General features: G+C 60.1%; 16 protein-coding genes. 14 read left to right on the forward strand and 2 right to left on the reverse strand.

The window, feature by feature from the left end; all coding sequences use genetic code 11:
* Positions 1–54: 54 nt before the first annotated feature.
* Positions 55–756, forward strand: a complete 702-nt coding sequence (locus tag ATU_RS13930; RefSeq protein WP_236762297.1) for a sugar phosphate isomerase/epimerase family protein — start codon at positions 55–57, stop codon at positions 754–756.
* Positions 756–2,003, forward strand: a complete 1,248-nt coding sequence (locus ATU_RS13935; RefSeq protein WP_010972699.1) for a glucarate dehydratase family protein — start codon at positions 756–758, stop codon at positions 2,001–2,003. Before ATU_RS13930 ends, ATU_RS13935 begins: the two co-directional genes overlap by 1 nt.
* 32 nt (positions 2,004–2,035) lie before the next feature.
* Here ATU_RS13935 and ATU_RS26665 read toward each other — a convergent pair whose 3' ends face one another.
* Entirely contained in the window at positions 2,036–2,308 is a 273-nt protein-coding gene (locus tag ATU_RS26665; RefSeq protein ID WP_236762298.1) for a hypothetical protein, read from the reverse strand.
* Positions 2,309–2,505: 197 nt separating this feature from the next.
* Between ATU_RS26665 and ATU_RS13945 the strand changes: the two genes are divergently transcribed.
* The 4 genes from ATU_RS13945 to ATU_RS13960 all read left to right on the forward strand — a co-directional run bounded on the left by ATU_RS13945 (position 2,506) and on the right by ATU_RS13960 (position 4,044).
* Positions 2,506–2,724: a hypothetical protein gene (locus tag ATU_RS13945; RefSeq protein WP_003521599.1), complete on the forward strand. Its 219-nt coding sequence runs from the start codon at positions 2,506–2,508 to the stop codon at positions 2,722–2,724.
* 44 nt (positions 2,725–2,768) lie between these two features.
* Positions 2,769–3,173 (forward strand): hypothetical protein, encoded by a 405-nt coding sequence (locus ATU_RS13950; protein ID WP_010972701.1) that lies wholly within the window; start codon positions 2,769–2,771, stop codon positions 3,171–3,173.
* A gap of 64 nt (positions 3,174–3,237) precedes the next feature.
* A complete protein-coding gene (locus ATU_RS13955) occupies positions 3,238–3,477 on the forward strand; it encodes a hypothetical protein (protein ID WP_010972702.1) in 240 nt (79 codons plus the stop codon).
* Between the two features lie 18 nt (positions 3,478–3,495).
* Positions 3,496–4,044: an ROK family protein gene (locus tag ATU_RS13960; RefSeq protein WP_010972703.1), complete on the forward strand. Its 549-nt coding sequence runs from the start codon at positions 3,496–3,498 to the stop codon at positions 4,042–4,044.
* A 148-nt stretch (positions 4,045–4,192) separates the two neighbouring features.
* On the opposite strand, the gene ATU_RS13965 is transcribed toward ATU_RS13960, so the two are convergent.
* Entirely contained in the window at positions 4,193–6,544 is a 2,352-nt protein-coding gene (locus ATU_RS13965; RefSeq protein WP_035257500.1) for a helix-turn-helix transcriptional regulator, read from the reverse strand.
* 135 nt (positions 6,545–6,679) lie between these two features.
* On the opposite strand from ATU_RS13965, the gene ATU_RS13970 reads away from it, so the two are divergent.
* The 8 genes from ATU_RS13970 (at position 6,680) to ATU_RS14005 (ending at position 17,323) form a co-directional block, all read left to right on the forward strand.
* Complete coding sequence (locus ATU_RS13970) at positions 6,680–7,708, forward strand: ABC transporter permease (RefSeq protein WP_006311992.1); 1,029 nt, start codon at positions 6,680–6,682, stop codon at positions 7,706–7,708.
* The gene (locus ATU_RS13975; protein ID WP_006311991.1) at positions 7,708–8,589 is read left to right on the forward strand and encodes an ABC transporter permease; all 882 of its coding nucleotides are present in this window, start codon (positions 7,708–7,710) and stop codon (positions 8,587–8,589) included. Before ATU_RS13970 ends, ATU_RS13975 begins: the two co-directional genes overlap by 1 nt.
* Positions 8,590–8,593: 4 nt before the next feature.
* Entirely contained in the window at positions 8,594–10,240 is a 1,647-nt protein-coding gene (nikE, locus tag ATU_RS13980) for a nickel ABC transporter ATP-binding protein NikE (RefSeq protein ID WP_010972705.1), read from the forward strand.
* A gap of 16 nt (positions 10,241–10,256) precedes the next feature.
* Positions 10,257–11,813 carry a hydantoinase/oxoprolinase N-terminal domain-containing protein gene (locus tag ATU_RS13985; protein WP_010972706.1) on the forward strand — a complete coding sequence of 519 codons (1,557 nt, stop codon included), beginning with the start codon at positions 10,257–10,259 and terminating at the stop codon, positions 11,811–11,813.
* Positions 11,806–12,939, forward strand: a complete 1,134-nt coding sequence (locus tag ATU_RS13990) for a DUF917 domain-containing protein (RefSeq protein WP_006311988.1) — start codon at positions 11,806–11,808, stop codon at positions 12,937–12,939. The genes ATU_RS13985 and ATU_RS13990 overlap by 8 nt, the downstream gene beginning before the upstream one ends.
* Positions 12,940–13,000: 61 nt before the next feature.
* The gene (locus ATU_RS13995; RefSeq protein WP_035257578.1) at positions 13,001–14,596 is read left to right on the forward strand and encodes an ABC transporter substrate-binding protein; all 1,596 of its coding nucleotides are present in this window, start codon (positions 13,001–13,003) and stop codon (positions 14,594–14,596) included.
* A gap of 115 nt (positions 14,597–14,711) precedes the next feature.
* The gene (locus tag ATU_RS14000) at positions 14,712–15,788 is read left to right on the forward strand and encodes a DUF917 domain-containing protein (protein ID WP_010972708.1); all 1,077 of its coding nucleotides are present in this window, start codon (positions 14,712–14,714) and stop codon (positions 15,786–15,788) included.
* Positions 15,785–17,323 (forward strand): hydantoinase/oxoprolinase N-terminal domain-containing protein, encoded by a 1,539-nt coding sequence (locus ATU_RS14005; protein WP_010972709.1) that lies wholly within the window; start codon positions 15,785–15,787, stop codon positions 17,321–17,323. Before ATU_RS14000 ends, ATU_RS14005 begins: the two co-directional genes overlap by 4 nt.
* The last annotated feature ends 13 nt before the right edge of the window (positions 17,324–17,336 follow it).

The raw sequence follows: 17,336 nt of genomic DNA on the forward strand, positions 1-17,336 counted from the left end.
GAACTCAGCCTGCATGAGACGGCCGACCTGACAGAGCGCCATGGCATCGCAAACGTGGAACTGCGCGCACTTTCCGGCACCATCGACCTTATAGCCGCGCTCACTGCCGAATTTGGCACACCTGCCCGATTTGCCGCCTTTCTGAGCGAACGCAACCTCAGGGTTGCCGCTCTCAACACATCCATGCGGTTATTCGGGAGCGATAGTCTCTCCGAGATCGAGCCCTTCATCGACTGGGCAGAGGCTGCCAACATCGCCTATCTGCGGATATTCGACGGCGGCAAGAAAATTGGGCCGGAAGATTTGGACCGTTCGGCGGCGCTGCTGGATAATTGGCAAGCCGTTAGACAGACACGTGGACTGAACGTCGACCTGATGATCGAAACCCATGATGCGCTTTCGGATTTTGAACAGCTTCTCACCTTCATCGAGCAGGTGCCGGCCGCCCGGATATTGTGGGACACCCACCACACCTGGGCAAAAGGCTCCAATCTCAAAATGGTTTGGCGTCAGATCGAAAGAAACGTCGTCCATCTGCACGTCAAGGACAGCGTGATGGATAGCGACAGAGAACGGCGCTACGTTTTGCCAGGGCAAGGCGAGTTTCCGATATCAGAGTTGCTTTCGCTTATTCTGCCGAATGAACGGCAAATCCCTCTCAGTCTGGAATGGGAACGCCACTGGCATCCCCAACTGCCACCGCTCGCAGATGCACTCAAGGCTGCGCACAGCTGGTGGCGACAAGGAGTCTCCTGATGCGCATAGCCGAAATTCACCTCACACCGGTCGCCATTCCCGACAGGCCACTTTTGAACTGCAAAGGTGTCCATCAGCCGCATGCACTGCGCACCGTCATCGAGGTCATATGCGATGACGGTACGGTCGGCCTCGGGGAAAGTTACGGAAGTATCAAAGCGCTGGAAGGTCTGCGGCGCGCTGCTCCGGCACTTATCGGACTGGATCCATTTCATCTGCACGAACTGAAGTCCCGGATCATAGCCGCTTTGCCGGGTGGCGGCGGTATCAATGCCAAATCAGCCGTCGCCGATCACAAGCTGACGGATGTGGTCGCATCTGCCTTTGAAGTTCCGTGTCTCGACATTCAGGGCAAGCTTCTCGGTCGCCCGGTATGCGACCTCCTCGGCGGAGCTGTTCGGACCAGTGTACCATTCAGTGCCTATCTGTTTTTCAAGTTTGCGGGGCATATCGGAGAAGCGCCGGACGAATGGGGAGAGGTTCTCACACCTGACCAGATGGTTGGGGAAGCGCGCAGAATGGTCGAGAACCACGGCTTCCAATCGCTGAAACTCAAGGGCGGCGTACTCCATCCCGACCTTGAAATCGAAACTATGCTGAAGCTTCGGGAAGCCTTTCCGCGTCATCCTTTGCGCATTGACCCAAATGGAGGCTGGACGGTCGAGACTGCGATCCATGTGGCGCGCAAGCTTGAGAATGTTCTGGAATATCTGGAGGACCCGGTCCTGGGCATGGACCAGATGGCGCAAGTGGCCGCCGCAACCTCAATCCCTCTCGCGACAAACATGGTCGTGCTGGAGTTCGATCACATTGCCGCAGCCTTTGAAAAAAAGGCGGTAAAGATAGTGCTTTCCGATCATCACTACTGGGGCGGCCTTCGCGCCGCATCCCATCTTTCAAAAATCTGCGAGGTGCTGGACCTAGGTCTTTCGATGCATTCCAACTCACATCTTGGCATCACACTCGCGGCGATGGTCCACGCCGCTGCTGCGACACCAAATCTCACCTTCGACTGCGACACCCATTACCCCTGGACGGCGACAGACGTCATCGAAGGAACGCCCTTCATTTTCCGCGACGGGAAACTTGCCTTGCCGACAAAACCGGGACTTGGCGTATCACTGGACAGGAACAAACTCGCGTCTCTTGCGGCACTTTATGACGAGAGCAGTTTGAAGGAACGCGACGACACGGCTTACATGAAGCTTTTTGATCCCGATTACACAAGACGCGTGCCGCGTTGGTGAGGTTGCTGCAAGCTGCCGCGACGTCACCGCACTCAGTGCTTTTCTGGCATCTGAGGACGCTCTCGCTGCATCCTGACCGTCGTTTCGCCGCCCGCGGCGACTCCGAGAAGCGCCGCGACGACCCCTTGGGCTACAAGAGCGCCACAGACCGCAACCGCTTCGCGAAACCACGATCCATCCGCCTCTGGATGCGGGCCTGTCAGCACGACGATTCCATTGCCAAAATGGTAACGAGCCGCGGCAATATCGCCGTTCTGATAGGTGGCAATCTTCTTGAACCCGCGTACGTCTTTCGGCTCTGACATGTACGGACCATCCTGAAAGAAGACCGTCTGCTTTTCCCCGTCCGCTCGCGAGGTAGGCGCCCATGCACGAGCCGTAAAAGCCGCCTCCCCTCCAAGCAATCGAACTTGCGCCAATCAAAAGTTGCATAAATGATTGACTCTTTTGCCTACGTGGGCAAGCTTCAGTAAGAAAATGACGGGGAACATAACAAATCATCATGTCGCCAGATCGCTTCAATGAATGCCTGCGGGTGATCCGCTGGACGCCAATCAACATTGCCTCTGCCCTGCAATGCGAACTCTCCTGGATCGAAGCGCTGGAAGCCGGCAATGAAGCCGTTCCTGATGGGCTCGCAACATGGCTGGAAACGCTAGCACAAGCTCATGAGGCCCTGCCGCCGCCATCGACCTACCGGGGAAAACGGTCGTCGTTCTGACGGGGGTAACAGCTAAAAACTTCACCAACAATCGGATCATAGCAATGAAATCTCTTATTGCGGCCATCGGCCTCATCGCCTTCTCAAGCCCTGCCTTCGCAGCTTCCTGCGAGAAAAACTTCACCGTTTCGGGTGTGCCGATGGTGACTGCCGTCTCTTACAAGTCCTGGCAGGAGCTGCCGAAAGCCAAGGCACCTGCCGTCCTTCAGAAGCTTGCCCAGGCAGTCGCGGCAGAAGGCTTCTCCGGGATCCAGATCAACAAGGCACTTTCGTCGATCGATGCCCATCAGGAAACCAGCGGCAGCGGCAGAATTCAGACGCTGCGGGTGGTGGCGCGCCAGAAAGGCAACGCTGTCCGGATCGATGCTGTTTTCAATATCCAGGCAGGACAGATCGCTGACAAGAACGTCATTCGCGAGGGCATCTGCAATATCATAAAGGCCGTGTGAGGCGCAGCTCAACAACATCTGACCTCGGTGGCATGATGCCTTCTATGCACCGAGGCAGGCCTTTGTGTTGAGCAAAGGCACCTGCTGGCCCTCCTCGCAAACCGAACGCGACAGCACCACAACAGCCATGTCGGAAGTGGGATTGGCCAATGCCGAGGCGCTGAAGCCCGACCGCTACTATACTGCCGCGTGCATGTGGATGTTCTCCCGGCCCGGCACGATCGATATCGAGCACTGGCGCGATGGACGGCTGGTTCTGCCGGTCTCTCGCGCGCGACTGTCCACCAGAAACTCGCAGGCCTGATCGATGCGGGATTGATCCGTGAGACCGAGGAAACGCGGCCGTCTCTACCGCGGCGCGCAAGGTGCGGCGGGTGATATCGGCCATATCCAGTTCGCGCGCGAGCCCGCGCCACTCTGCCGCTGCGGCAAGATCGGCTGCGTCGAGGCGCGTGCCGCCGGCTGGGCAATCGCCCGCGAGCTGCGCAGGGAGGGCGTCGAGGCCCATACCGCCCGCGACGTGACCCGGCTTGTCGAACTTGGACAGCCGCTTGCCATTCACCTCGTCAGGGAGTCCGGCCGCATTCTCGGCGAGGTCATGACAAGCCTCGTCAGCATCCTGAACCCGCAGATGATCGTCATCGGCGGCACGCGGGCCATTGCCAACGACCATCTTCTGGCCGGCATACGCGAACTGGTCTACAAACGCTCGCTTCCGCTGGCGACCAGGGAACTGGAACTGGTTATCTCGCCGCCAGACCCCGACGCTGGTATCATAGGCGCCGCCATTCTCGTGGTTGAGGAACAGATGAAGGCGCAGAACGTCGAAATGGTGATGTTGCGTCACAGTGCGCACCCGGCGCTCAGGTGAAGGAACAGATTTGCGCTCAGTCCGAGCTTTGCTGTCAAATGTGAACAACAGTGGCTCGCCCGACGCGACTTGTCTAATTGGTCAGCGCCGTGAAACAGGTATCGAAAAACTCCAAACCATGTGACCAAAGCCGATCAGCACTGACATATTAAAGCCAATCCAGCGCCTTCGCTGCGCGAATGGCTTCGGAGCGCCGGTTACAATCGAGCTTCCGGAAAAGGTTGCCCAGGTGAAACTTTACCGTCACTTCCGAGATGTTCAGCGTCTGGGCGATCTTCTTGTTCGACATGCCACTGGCAAGCAGTTGCAGCATCTGCGCTTCCCGCTGGGAAAGCCCGCCATGCAGGGCGCGCGCCTGCGGCGAGTTTACCGAGTCGGCAAATATCGACAGCGCGGTGCGGACATCGGAGGAGGTCTCGATGAAACTGCGGATGCGACGATTGTTCAAGAGCGGTGACAGGAACACACGCTCCTCCGACAACACACCTCTGCAGCCAAGGCGGGTCGCGGATTCAAGGGCTGTAAGAATATGCGCGCGGGCAGCGGCATTGTCGCGGCGCTGATGCGCGGCATAGCTCTGCCAGATCCTGAGCGCTACTTTTTCCCGGTTGGTAACCTTGGGGTTGGCGATCATCGCGTCTATCTGGCGGGAGAGATAGGCGCGCGGCGTAAAGAGATGCACGGCGTCGCGTAGCCACGCCATGACATAGGCGATCTCGTCACGACGCGTCAGCCTCGACAGGTCCTCATGCGCACTTTCCACCCAGTTGCGGCCCATCGGCATGCGGATTGCCGAAAGAGTGGCGGTGGCATCCGCCCAGCGATTGGCATTCTGGTAGGCGATGGCCGTCCTGATCTCCATCATCGCGTGGAATTGAAGCCCTTCCGACAGGTGAATCCAGAGACCGTCCAGAAAACCCGCACGAACGGTCATCGGGAAATGGTCGATGAGCACCTGCGAGGCGTAAAACAGCGCAAACTGCATCAGGCTTGGCCAGATTTCGGCAGCGGCGAATTGATCGAACTCGTGCTCAACAAAATGCAGCAGGTCACGCGGCTTTCCCGCCTCGTAGGCGAGACAGGCCTCGGCAAGCCGCAACATCCGGAACTCCTGCACCGCATCATGCGGCACCTGTTCCAGCCTTGCGCGCGCCTCCTGTGCCGCCCGGCGAGCCAGAAGCACGTCGCCGCTCATCAGCCGCAGCACGATCTGGTGCAGATGGATGAAGAATTCGAGCAAAGGCTGCCCTCCCATCTTGCGCAGATAGATGAGGGCGCGGGTGGCCGCGGCCTCCGCCTCGCGAAAATTGCGGCGGCGGATTTCGAATTCAAGCAACGCATTATAATAAGCCGCCCATTTGCCGTGATCGTCCAAGGGATAATCGGCCATGAATTCGCCGAGGCGCGTTATCATCGCGTCGTTGGGCGTCAGGTCCTCGGCGATCATCAGGTTTAACCGGAAGGTTCGGGCAGCGAAAGAAAACCGCGAGTCCCGGGAAAGCACTTTCAGCGGATCGAGATAGTCCGAGCCGAGGCTTTTGCCGACCAGATGCCGCACGCGTTGTAACTCTCCCTGTTTCAGCAGGGCTCGGGTCACGGCAAACAGCACGGTTTCATTCGTTGCGATCATATCCTGTGAAAACCGCATGATGATCTCACGAAACCTGTCGACGCTGCTTCGGTAGATCAGTTCACGGCCGTGGGCGCGTTCAAGCATCTGTGCGGCATGGGTCTCATGGCCCCGGTCGAGCAGCATCGCCATCGCCGCAAGCGAATTACCTGCCCTTTCAAGGGCGGAGGCGACCTCCACCACGGCGCTGCCGACCTGCAAGGTGGCGAGACGGTCGCGTGCCGCCAGGGTCAAAAGCCGAAAGAGCGTGGGATGTTGTTCGGGACATCCGGTAAGGAAAGGTGGGAGCAATTCCCTCCACTCCGCCTTGGGTTCAGCAGACGGATTTTCGAGCCACAAACAAAGCTCGACTGTCTGGGCGGGGGAAAGATGCGGCAGATAGTTTTCCCGCAGATATTCTGCACACAGCGTTTCATCCGGCTGCCGGGCCAACGCCAGGAAGGCCGGCCATCCCGCAAAATCCTCAAGCGCGATGCGTCGCTGTTCGAATGGGAGGCTTTCGGCTTCATCGTTACCTAGTGCCAGTTCATCCGGTCCGATGGTGAGCGAACCGCGATGCAGGATTTGTCGCGCCAGCCCGCTGATCCGTTGATCGGGGCGGCAAGCGATGACCACGAAGCGCACCGATTCCAGAATGCCGGCAGGCATACGCACTGCCCGGGCAAAGACCGGCACGTCCCACAGAAGGCGGCCATCAGCCACATCGTCGCTTCGCGGCTGGTGCGTGCGGCATATGGTGGTGCCCAGCTCTTTCGCAAGCATCTCCAGCAGCACGCTTTTCCCCGCTCCCGCCGGCGCACGCAGAAAAATGACACCGGTGGTTTCGCAGGCGATACGACGGCAAAGGCGGGTGCGGGGCAAAAGCATCATTCACGAGGGATAGGAGATTTAATCAACAAAACCTATACTAATCTTTCAAAAAACTATACCTTTCAGCAATTGTTCAAACCGACATGCGGTGAAAAATTGTGCTCAGGCAACTGATGCACAAGGAACGTTCCACCGATGCAGCAACATCCGCTGGTCGCGATTTTGAACAGGCTCGGCGCTTTCGTGCTGGTCATGATCGCCCTGTCCATCATGATTTTCGCGTTGGCCCGTGTGGTGCCGGGTGATCCCGCCCGCATGGCGCTCGGCCCGGCGGCAACGCAGGAACAGGTGGATGCGCTGCGCGGCGAGATGGGTCTCGACAAGCCGCTCGCCGTTCAATATCTCGACTATATCGGCAACGCCCTGCACGGCGATCTCGGCTTCTCACTGGTTTCCCAGCGCCCGGTCACCACCGATCTGGCGCAGACCGTTCCGGCCACCGTCGAGCTGGTGCTGGTCTCGGTCATCTTCATGTTCGCCGTCGCCATCCCACTCGGCGTCATCACCGCGCATTATCGCGACCGGCCGCTGGATCATATCGGCCGAATCCTGTCGCTCACCGGCGTGACGATCCCGAGCTTTCTTTTCGCCATCACGCTGCAATTGCTGGCCGCCCGGTTTCTCTCCGGCTGGCCGATCATCGGCAGGCTTGACCACGGGCTCGGCTGGCAGGGCGGTCCAACCGGTTTCATCCTCATCGACGGCACGTTGGCCGGACGGTTCGATGTGGTGCTGGATGCGCTCAAGCATCTCGCGTTGCCGGCCTTTGCGCTTTCCATGGCGGGCATCGGCCAGATCACTCGCATCACGCGCTCCTCGATGATCGAGAACCAGCGCAAGGACCACGTGCTGACCCTGCAAAGTTTCGGTGTGCCGGAGCGGGTCATCATCTTCCGTTATCTCTTGAAGCTTTCCTCCATCGCGCCGCTGACGATCATGGGGCTCGAATTCGCGTCGCTGATCGGCAATGCCTTCGTGATCGAAATGGTTTTCGCCTGGGGCGGCTTCGCTTCCTATGGGCTGAACGCCATCCTGCAGAAAGACCTCAACGCCGTGACCGCCGTGGTGCTGGTGGCCGGCCTGTTCTTCATCGTTGCGAACCTGATCGTGGATGTCCTCATCTCGATCATCGACCCGCGCCTGCGCCGCAAGGAGGCTCGCTGATGGCTGATATGAAAATGCTCGAACCCACCGATCGGGGCCTAAGCGCCGGTTACATGATGTGGTACCGCTTCAGCCGTAATCCGGCGGCGGTCATCGGTTCGCTGATCCTTTTGTCTGTGCTGGTGCTGGCGGTCTTTGCGCCATGGCTCACGCCCTATCCCAAACATATCGGCGCGGTTGTCGATTTCCGAGCTCGCCACATGCCACCGGATCTGGAGCACTGGTTCGGCACCGACAAGGCCGGACGCGATATCTTTTCCCGTACCATCTTCGGGCTGCGGGTTTCGTTGCTTCTCGTCATCGGCGTGCTTGGCATTTCGGTGCCTGTCGGCACGGTACTTGGCCTCGTTGCCGGTTATTTCGGCGGCTGGACCGAAAAGCTCATCAGCGGCCTGACGAATGTGATGCTGGCCATGCCGCCGCTCGTCATGGCGCTCGCGGTCTCCAACCTCCTGGAACCGACTTTGACGAACGCCATGATCGCAATCACGCTGCTATGGTGGACCTGGCATGCGCGGCTGATCTATTCGGTATCGAAATCCATTGCCTCCGAAGACTACATCGAAGCCGCGCGTCTTGCCGGGGCGGGCCCGCTGCACATTCTCTTTCGTGAAATCCTGCCCAATTGCGTCTCGGTCATATCGGTCAAGACAACGCTGGATGCCGCCTTCGTCATCCTGTTCGGCGCGACGCTGAGCTTCCTCGGTTTCGGCGTCAAACCGCCGACCCCAGACCTTGGATCGATGGTTGCCGACGGGCGCCAGTTCATGCCGGATTTCTGGTGGGAAGTGCTCTGCCCCGGCGCGGCCGTGCTTTACGTGACGCTGGGTTTCAACCTGCTGGGCGACGGCCTGCGCGACATGTTCGACGTGGAAAGCTAAAGTCATGACTGAACCGCTTCTCAAGGTCGAAAACCTCAACGTCACCTTCTCCAATTACGGCCGCACCCGCCAGGTGCTGCGCAATGTCGCCTTCACGGTTGCCGCCGGCGAGCGCGTGGCGCTGATCGGCGAGACCGGATCGGGCAAGTCCGTCACAGCCAAGACGATCATCGGCACCCTGCCGAAGAATGCGGCGATCACATCGGGCGCCATCATCATCGATGGCCGGGATGTGCTTGCCCTGCCGCGCAGAGAACGTGAGGCGCTGAAGGGAACGGCCTTTTCGCTGATCATGCAGGACCCGCTATCCTCCTTCAATCCGGTCTTCAAAATCGGCACGCATCTCGATGATGTCATGCGCTTTGCCGACAAACGCGATGGTATCAATTCGTCCAAGGCTGAGCGCCGTAACCGCATCGCAGCGGTTCTGCGCCGGGTGCAGCTTGCCGATACCGAGCGGGTGATGAATGCCTATCCGTCCGAACTTTCGGGCGGCATGCGCCAGCGTGTGCTGATCGGGCTTGCGCTACTGCACCAGCCGAAGCTTCTGATCGCCGATGAGCCCGGCACCGCACTCGACGTGACCACGCAGGATGAAATCCTCAATCTCATCAACCAGCTGGTTGCCGAAGAAAACATGGCGCTGCTGATGATCACCCACAATCTCGGCGTGGTGCGCAAGGTGGCGGACCGGGTCGTGGTCATGCATCACGGTGATATCGTTGAGACTGGTCCCTGCACGCAAATCCTGCATTCTCCTGCTGCGGATTATACGCGTTCGCTGCTGGATGCGGTGCCGCCGCTCTATGGCTCACGTGTCACGGATCTCGCCCAAAGCACGCGGCAGCCGATCATCACCATCGAAGGCCTGAACAAGATTTACGGCAGACGCAATGGCTACCATGCCGTGCGCGACGTGAACATCACGCTGAAGGAAGGCGAAGTGTTCGGTTTGGCCGGTGAATCCGGCTCCGGCAAGACCTCGGTTGCGCGCATGATCATGGGCCTTTCGCGTCCCACTTCCGGTAATCTCGTCATTGACGCCCCGGTGCCTGAACGCGGCAAGCGCCTGACGCAGATCGTTTACCAAAATCCCGGTACTTCGCTCAATCCGAAGCGTACCGTCAGGCAGACGCTCGCTCTGCCGTTGAAATCCATCGGCATGGACGGCCAGGTGCGTGAAAGCCGCATGCAGGAACTGATGGAACTGGTGCGGCTGCCGCAATCCTATCTCGGCAAATATCCGCATGAGCTTTCCGGTGGCCAGAAGCAGCGCGTGGCGATTGCCCGCGCACTGGCGGCCGAGCCGAAGATCCTTATCCTCGACGAGCCAACGGCAGCACTCGATGTCTCCGTGCAGAAGACGGTGATCGACCTTCTGCTGCAGCTGCGCAAGGAGCTTGGCCTGACCTATCTGATGATCTCGCACGACCTGTCGCTGATGCGCAATTTCTGTTCGCGCATCGCCATCATGCTGCGTGGCGAGATTGTCGAAGAGGGCGTGACATCGGCGGTCTTCGCCGAGCCGTCGCATCCCTATACCCGCGCCCTGATCGCGGCCATCCCCGTCGTCACCGACGAGGAAGAGCGTCTGAAACCCACCGTGACCGAGGAAGAGCGCATGCGCTTCCTCGTAAAAACGACCGATTAATAAAGAGGAGCCTGACGTGTATCGCGTTGGAATTGACGTCGGCGGCACGAATACCGATGCCGTTGTGTTGCAGGATAAAACCGTTCTGGCAGGGGTGAAGGCCTCCACGACAGAGGATGTGACGTCCGGTGTCATCGAAGCCCTTGAAAAGGTCATCGACGCATCGGGCATCGACCGGGCGCGCATCGGTGCCGTGATGATCGGCACCACGCATTTCACCAATGCGGTGATCGAGCGCCGGCATATGGACGAGGTCGCAGCCATCCGGATCGGTCTGCCATCCGGCGCCGGCCTGCCACCCATGGTTGATTGGCCGGATGATCTGAAGGAAATCGTTGGCAACCACGGTTACCAGGTGCGCGGCGGTTACGAGTTCGACGGTCGCGAAATTTCGCCGCTCGATGAGGACGAAATCGTCCGCATCGCCGCCGATATTCGCGCCAAGGCCCTGAAGGCAGCCGCCGTCACCTGCGTTTTCAGCGGCATCAATGATGCTATGGAAGTGCGGGCGAAGGAAATCCTGCAGGACCGCTGCCCCGGCCTGCCGGTGGTCATGTCCAAGGATATCGGCCGTCATGGTCTGCTTGCGCGTGAAAGTGCGGCGATCATGAATGCCAGCCTGCTATCGCTTGCCGACCGCACCGTTGCGGCTTTTGGCGAAGCGCTGAAGGCAGCGGGCATCACCTGCCCGTTTTATATCACCCAGAACGACGGCACGCTGATGGCGGCAGATGTGGTGCGCGGCTTCCCAGTGCTCACCTTCGCGTCCGGCCCGACAAACTCCATGCGCGGTGCGGCCTTCCTCACCGGTCTCAAGGATGCCGTGGTCGTGGATGTCGGCGGCACCACCTCAGATGTCGGCTCGCTGTCGCACGGCTTCCCGCGCCAGGCTTCCACGACGGTGGATATTGGCGGCGTGCGCACGAATTTCCGCATGCCTGATGTTTTCTCCATCGGTCTTGGCGGCGGTTCTATGGTGGTCAATGGCGACCATGGCCTGACCGTCGGCCCGAAATCCGTCGGTTACCGCGTTCGCCGCGATGCGCTCTGCTTCGGCGGTTCGACCCTGACGGCAACCGATATCGCTGTTGCATCCGGCAAGGCGGATGTGGGTGAAAAGGCGCTGGTGTCCAGCCTCGACAAGAGGCTCGTGGATGCGGCGGTGAACAAGATAAACGACATGCTCGAGGCTTGCGTGGAGCGCAGCCGCATCTCGTCCTCACCGGTGCCGGTGATCGCCGTTGGCGGTGGTTCGATCCTGATGCCGGACCGTATTGGCAATCTGGACGTCATCAGGCCTGAGAATTTCGCGGTGGCCAACGCCGTCGGCGCGGCGATCGCCCAGATCAGCGGCGAGACGGACCGGGTCTTCTCGCTGATCGACGGACGCACGCGTGAAAGTGCGCTTGCAGAAGCCGAGGCCGAAGCACGCGAGAAGGCGATTGCCGCCGGTGCGATTGCCGAAACGCTTGAGGTCATCGAGCGCGAGGACATGCCGCTTGCCTACCTGCCGGGCAACGCCACCCGCATTCATGTGAAAGTTGTTGGAGAAATGGGAGCCAATCATGGCTGAGACGCGCAAGCTGAAATATGACGAAGCGGCATTGCGGACGCTGACCCGTGAAGATCTCGACGCGCTGGAAATCGGCGCCGGCATTCTCGGCACGGGTGGCGGCGGCAATCCCTATCTCGGCAAGCTTCTAGCGCTGGAGGCCATGAAGGCCGGTTACGAGATGAAGATCCTCGCAACCGACGCCATCGAGCCGGACGCGCTCTGCATGTCCATCGGCGGCATCGGCGCACCTGTTGTCGGCGTCGAGCGCATTCGCGAAGGCCGCGAAGGCCTGCGCTGCCTGCGCGCCATGGAAGAGCTGATCCGCACGCCCGTAGACGCCATCGTCTGCGAGGAAATCGGCGGCTCCAACTCCATGAACCCACTGGTGACGGCGGCGCTGGGTGGCCTGCCTATCCTCGATTGCGACGGCATGGGCCGGGCTTTCCCGGAAATGCAGATGACGACATTCTCCATCTATGGGCATAGTTCCACGCCATCGGTGATGTGCGATCTGCACGGCAATGCTGTCATCTTCAGCCATGCCGTTTCCGAGGTCTGGCATGAACGCATGGCCCGCGCCTGCGTTGTGGCGCAGGGAGGCGGCGCGATGCTGGCGACCGCGCCGATGCAGGCGCACTACGTGCACCAGTACGGCATCCCGAAAACCTACACCAAGGCGATTGCCATCGGTGAGGCGGTGATCCGCGCCCGCAAGCAGCAGGAAGACCCGATTGCCGCGGTTTGCGCACTGGAAGGCGGACGGCGCATTTTCAACGGCAAGATCACCGATCTGAAGCGCCACCTGCGCGGCGGTTTTGCAGTCGGCGATCTCACGCTGTCCGGTTTCGACGATTGCGCCGGCCAGACGGCGGGCGTCGCCATCCAGAACGAGTTCCTGCTGTTTTCCCGTGACGGCAAGGTGGAAGTGACGGTTCCCGACCTGATCGTCCTGCTCGATGTCGACACGGGTTATCCGATCACCACCGAAGTGCTTCGCTACGGCCAGCGCGTGGCCGTTATCGCCATTCCCTGCCACGATCTGCTGCGCAGCGCCCGCGCGCTCGAAGTCGTTGGTCCGGCAGCCTTCGGCTATCCGGACATTCCTTTCTCACCGCTGCCCCTTCCGGTCAGCAAGGCTGCCTAACCATAAGCGGGGCAAATGACCCGCAATAAAGAGGAGAACGATAATGAAAATGAAAATGAAAATGAAAATGCCGGGACTTTCTTCCCGCCTTGCCATGCTTGCGCTCGGCACGGCAATGGCGCTGCCGCTTGTTCCTTCCGCTGCTTTTGCGGAAGACAAGGTGTCGGTCGCGGTCAATACCATGCAGATATTCAGTTCGCTCGACCCGGCGAAAGTGACTGACTATACCGGCTACATGGCCATTGTGAACATGTATGACGGCCTGACCACGGTGAACGCCAAGGGCGAAATCGTGCCGCATCTGGCGAAATCCTGGGATGTTTCGCAAGACGGCCTGACCTATACCTTCCACCTGCGCGACGACGCGAAATTTCAGGACGGCACGGCCGTAAAGGCTGCCGATCTTGCTTGGTCGATCCAGCGCCTGCTCGGGATCAACAAGGGCCCGTCGAACCTGATCGTCGGCGTATTGAAGCCCGAAAACGTCACCGCGCCCGACGAGGCGACGTTGGTCATGAAGATCGAGCGTCAGTTTTCGCCCTTCATGGCGGCAACGCCCTTGATGATGGCGATGAACAAGACGCTCATCGAAGCCAATGCCAAGCCCGAGGACAAGTGGGGCGAGGCCTATGTCGGCGAACATTCCGCCGGTTCCGGCCCGTACAAGCTTGTCAGCTACAACCGTTCCGCCGACATGGTCATCGCCCGCAATGCCGATTATTTTCTCGGCTGGAGCAAGGGCAAGCCGATCGACGAAGTGCGCTTCGTGCAGACCAGCGACGACGCCACCGTCAAGGCGCTGGCTGAAAAGGGTGAACTCGGCCTTTCCTCGCATGGTCTTGGCAATGACACCTATGAATCCATCGGCCGCATGAAGGGTTACAAGCTGATCCAGACCCGCACCGCCGGCGGTTTCGTCATCAAGCTCAACACCAAGGTCTATCCGACCGACGACGTTCACGTTCGCCGCGCCATTGCCTACGCGACGGACTACAAGACGATCCAAGAAGTGATCTATCCCGGCTTCGACATGCGCGGACCGCTCTCCGACGCGTTCAAGGATGCGCATAATGGCGACATCCAGCCCGGCGTCTACGATCTGGAAAAGGCCAAGGAAGAACTGGCGAAGTCGAAATATGCCGGCCAGAAGATCACGCTCGTCAACAGCTATGTCGCTTCGCTGGCCTTCGAGGCCGAAGTGGCGCTGCTTCTGCAGTCCAGCCTCGAGCAGGTCGGCATCACGCTCGATATCAAGCCGGAGCCATGGAACCGTATCGTCGAATTGTCCTCCAAGCCGGAAACGACGCCGGCATCGACGCAGGTGAACATTTCGCCAACTTATCCGTCGCCGGATTCGATGTTCTACAATCAGTATCATTCCAAGGCTTCCGGCACCTGGATGTCGATGGAATGGCTGCAGAACGCGGAAATCGACGGCCTGATCGATAAGGTTCGCGCCACGACCAATGTGAACGAGCAGAACGCCACCTACAAGGAACTGCAGACAAAGATCGCCGATCTTCAGCCTGACGTCTGGGCCGTTGCGCCGAACCGCCGTTATGCGGCGAACAAGTGCCTTCAGGGTTACGAGTTCATTCCCATGCAGAGCTGGGACCTGAACTTCTCCAATTTCCATTGGGACTGCAAGGCGGAGTGATCTCCGCCTCATGAAAACCGGCCCCGCCTCAGGGCGGGACCGATGAGACCAGAACGACAAAGGGAAGGAGCATCGCTTGCGGCCGGAAAGGCTGCGGCATGCCCGAGGATGACGCATGATCCGGGAATTTTCCGAAGACGATATCGAACCTCTCGCCACCGGCGCCTGGATTCTGGGAACGGGCGGTGGAGGCAATCCCTATATCTCGACGCTCAATCTGCGCCGTCTTTATGCCGAGGGCAGACGGGTGAAGGTCATGGATCCCATGGCGCTTGCCGATGATGACATGGTTGCGGTCGTCTCCAAGATGGGGGCGCCGCTCGTTGGTCAGGAGCGATTGGGGGATCCGGCGCATCTCGCCCGCGCTGTCGAGGTGATGGAGGATTATCTCGGCAAGCCGTTCCGGGCGATCATGAGCGTTGAAATCGGCGGTTCGAACGCACTGTCATCCTTCCTCGCCGCCGCCGTGCTCGACCGGCCGGTCGTGAATGCCGATGCGATGGGACGCGCCTATCCCGAAGCACAGATGACATCCTTCGCCATCGGCAACCTGCCGATGTTTCCGCTGTCGCTGGTCGATGTCCGCGACAATGAGGTGATCGTGACGCGCGCTGCATCGTGGAAATGGATGGAGCGCATCTCGCGCAAGGTCTGCACCGAAGTCGGCTCCACCGCCGCCACCTGCAAGGCGCCGCGCACCGGCAAGGAAGTGAAGGAATGGGGCATTCACTACACCGTCACCAAGGCGACGGAACTCGGGCGCGCGGTGATGGAGGCGCGTGCGCGCCATGATGATCCCGTCCAGGCGGTTCTCGATCATGAGGGCGGCAAGCAGCTGTTCCGCGGCAAGGTGGTGGATGTCGCCCGCGAGACCACGGGTGGTTTCCTGCGCGGCAGCACGACCATCGAAGGCATCGATGCCGACCGCGGTTCGCGCATGGAACTGGCCTTCCAGAACGAATGGGCGGTCGCCTTCCGCGACGGCCAGCCGGTTGCCATGACGCCCGACCTGCTTTGCCTTCTCGACACGGTTTCCGGCGGCGCCATCGGCACGGAATCGGTGCGTTACGGCCAGCGTGTGACGGTTGTCGCCCTGCCCGCGCCTGAACTTCTGACGACGCCTGCCGGCATCGACGCGGTCGGCCCGCGCGCCTTCGGTTATGACATTGATTTCAGATCGGTATTCCCATGAAACGCATCGGTATTGACGTTGGCGGCACCAATACGGATGCCGTTTTGATCGATGGAGACACGATTGTTGCCTCCATCAAGGTTCCGACGACGCAGGATGTTCTGTCCGGCGTAAAGGCGGCCCTCGCTCATGTGGCGGGCCATGTCGGCGCGGCGGACCGGCCAATTGATGCGGTGATGATCGGCACCACCCATTTCACCAATGCAGTGGTGGAGCGCGCCCGGCTAGAGCGGGTTGCGGCGCTCCGTATTGCGCTGCCGACAGGTTCTTCGCTGCCGCCGATGTGCGACTGGCCGAAGGATCTGCACGACGCCGTCGATCCTCTGATCTTCATGGTGCATGGCGGCCACGAATATGACGGCAGTCCGCTGGTGCCGATGATCCCGGATGAAATCCGCGAGGCGGCGATGAAAATTCGCGATGCGGGCATCACCTCCATCGCCATTTCCGCGACCTTTTCGCCGCTGACCACGGAGTGCGAAGTACGGGCGGCTGAAATCGTCCGCTCTGTGATCCCCGATGCACGCATCACGCTTTCCCATACGCTTGGGCGTATCGGGCTTCTGGAGCGTGAGAATGTCGCCCTCCTGAATGCTGCCTTGCAGACGCTTGGCAAGACGACAGTGCAGGCATTTTCGGATGCGCTGCGCGAAGCGGGCGTGAAAGCACCGTTCTATCTGACCCAGAATGACGGCACCGTGTCGCTCGCGGATGTCGCTGCGGCCAATCCCGTGCACAGCTTCGCTTCCGGCCCGACCAATTCGATGCGCGGTGCTGCCTTCCTCACCGGTCTTTCCGATGCGATGGTGGTGGATGTCGGCGGCACCACCTCCGATATCGGCTGCCTTGTCGGCGGATTTCCGCGAGAGGCGAACAATATCGTCCATATTGGCGGGGTGCGCACGCTCTTCCGTATGCCCGATCTTCTGCCGATTGCGCTCGGCGGCGGCACCATCGTCGACCCTGAGACGGGCAAGATCGGCCCGCGCTCGGTCGGTTACCGCATCCTGACGGAAGCCCGCGTTTTCGGCGGCGAGACACTGACGACATCGGATATCGCCGTTGCCGCAGGCCTGATCGAAATAGGCGACCGCGACCGTGTGAAAGACCTTGATTCAACTTTCGTGCAGGCAACACTTCAACGCATCCGTAACATGGTGGCCGACAGCTTCGACCAGATGAAGACATCAGCCGAAGATGTGCCGCTGGTTGCCGTCGGCGGCGGGGCATTCCTGATCCCCGAGACGGTTCCGGGCGCGTCGGACGTACTGCGTGTTGAAAATGCCGGCGTTGCCAATGCGCTGGGCGCGGCGATGGCGCAGGTTTCCGGCGAGGTCGACCAGGTTTTCTCGGGCCTGAGCCGTGATGAAGCCCTTGCGAAAGCCGAGACCGAAGCGCAGAACGCAGCGGTTGCTTCAGGCGCGGAGCGGACAAGCCTCAAGACGCTTGAGGTGGAGGATATTCCGATCGCCTATCTACCCGGCGGGGCGCGGCGGGTTCGCGTGCGGGTCATCGGCGATATCGCCTTTCATTGATTGTAAGAGGCCC

Origin of the sequence: Agrobacterium fabrum str. C58, assembly GCF_000092025.1 — a bacterium.
GTDB classification, from domain to species: Bacteria; Pseudomonadota; Alphaproteobacteria; order Rhizobiales; family Rhizobiaceae; genus Agrobacterium; species Agrobacterium fabrum.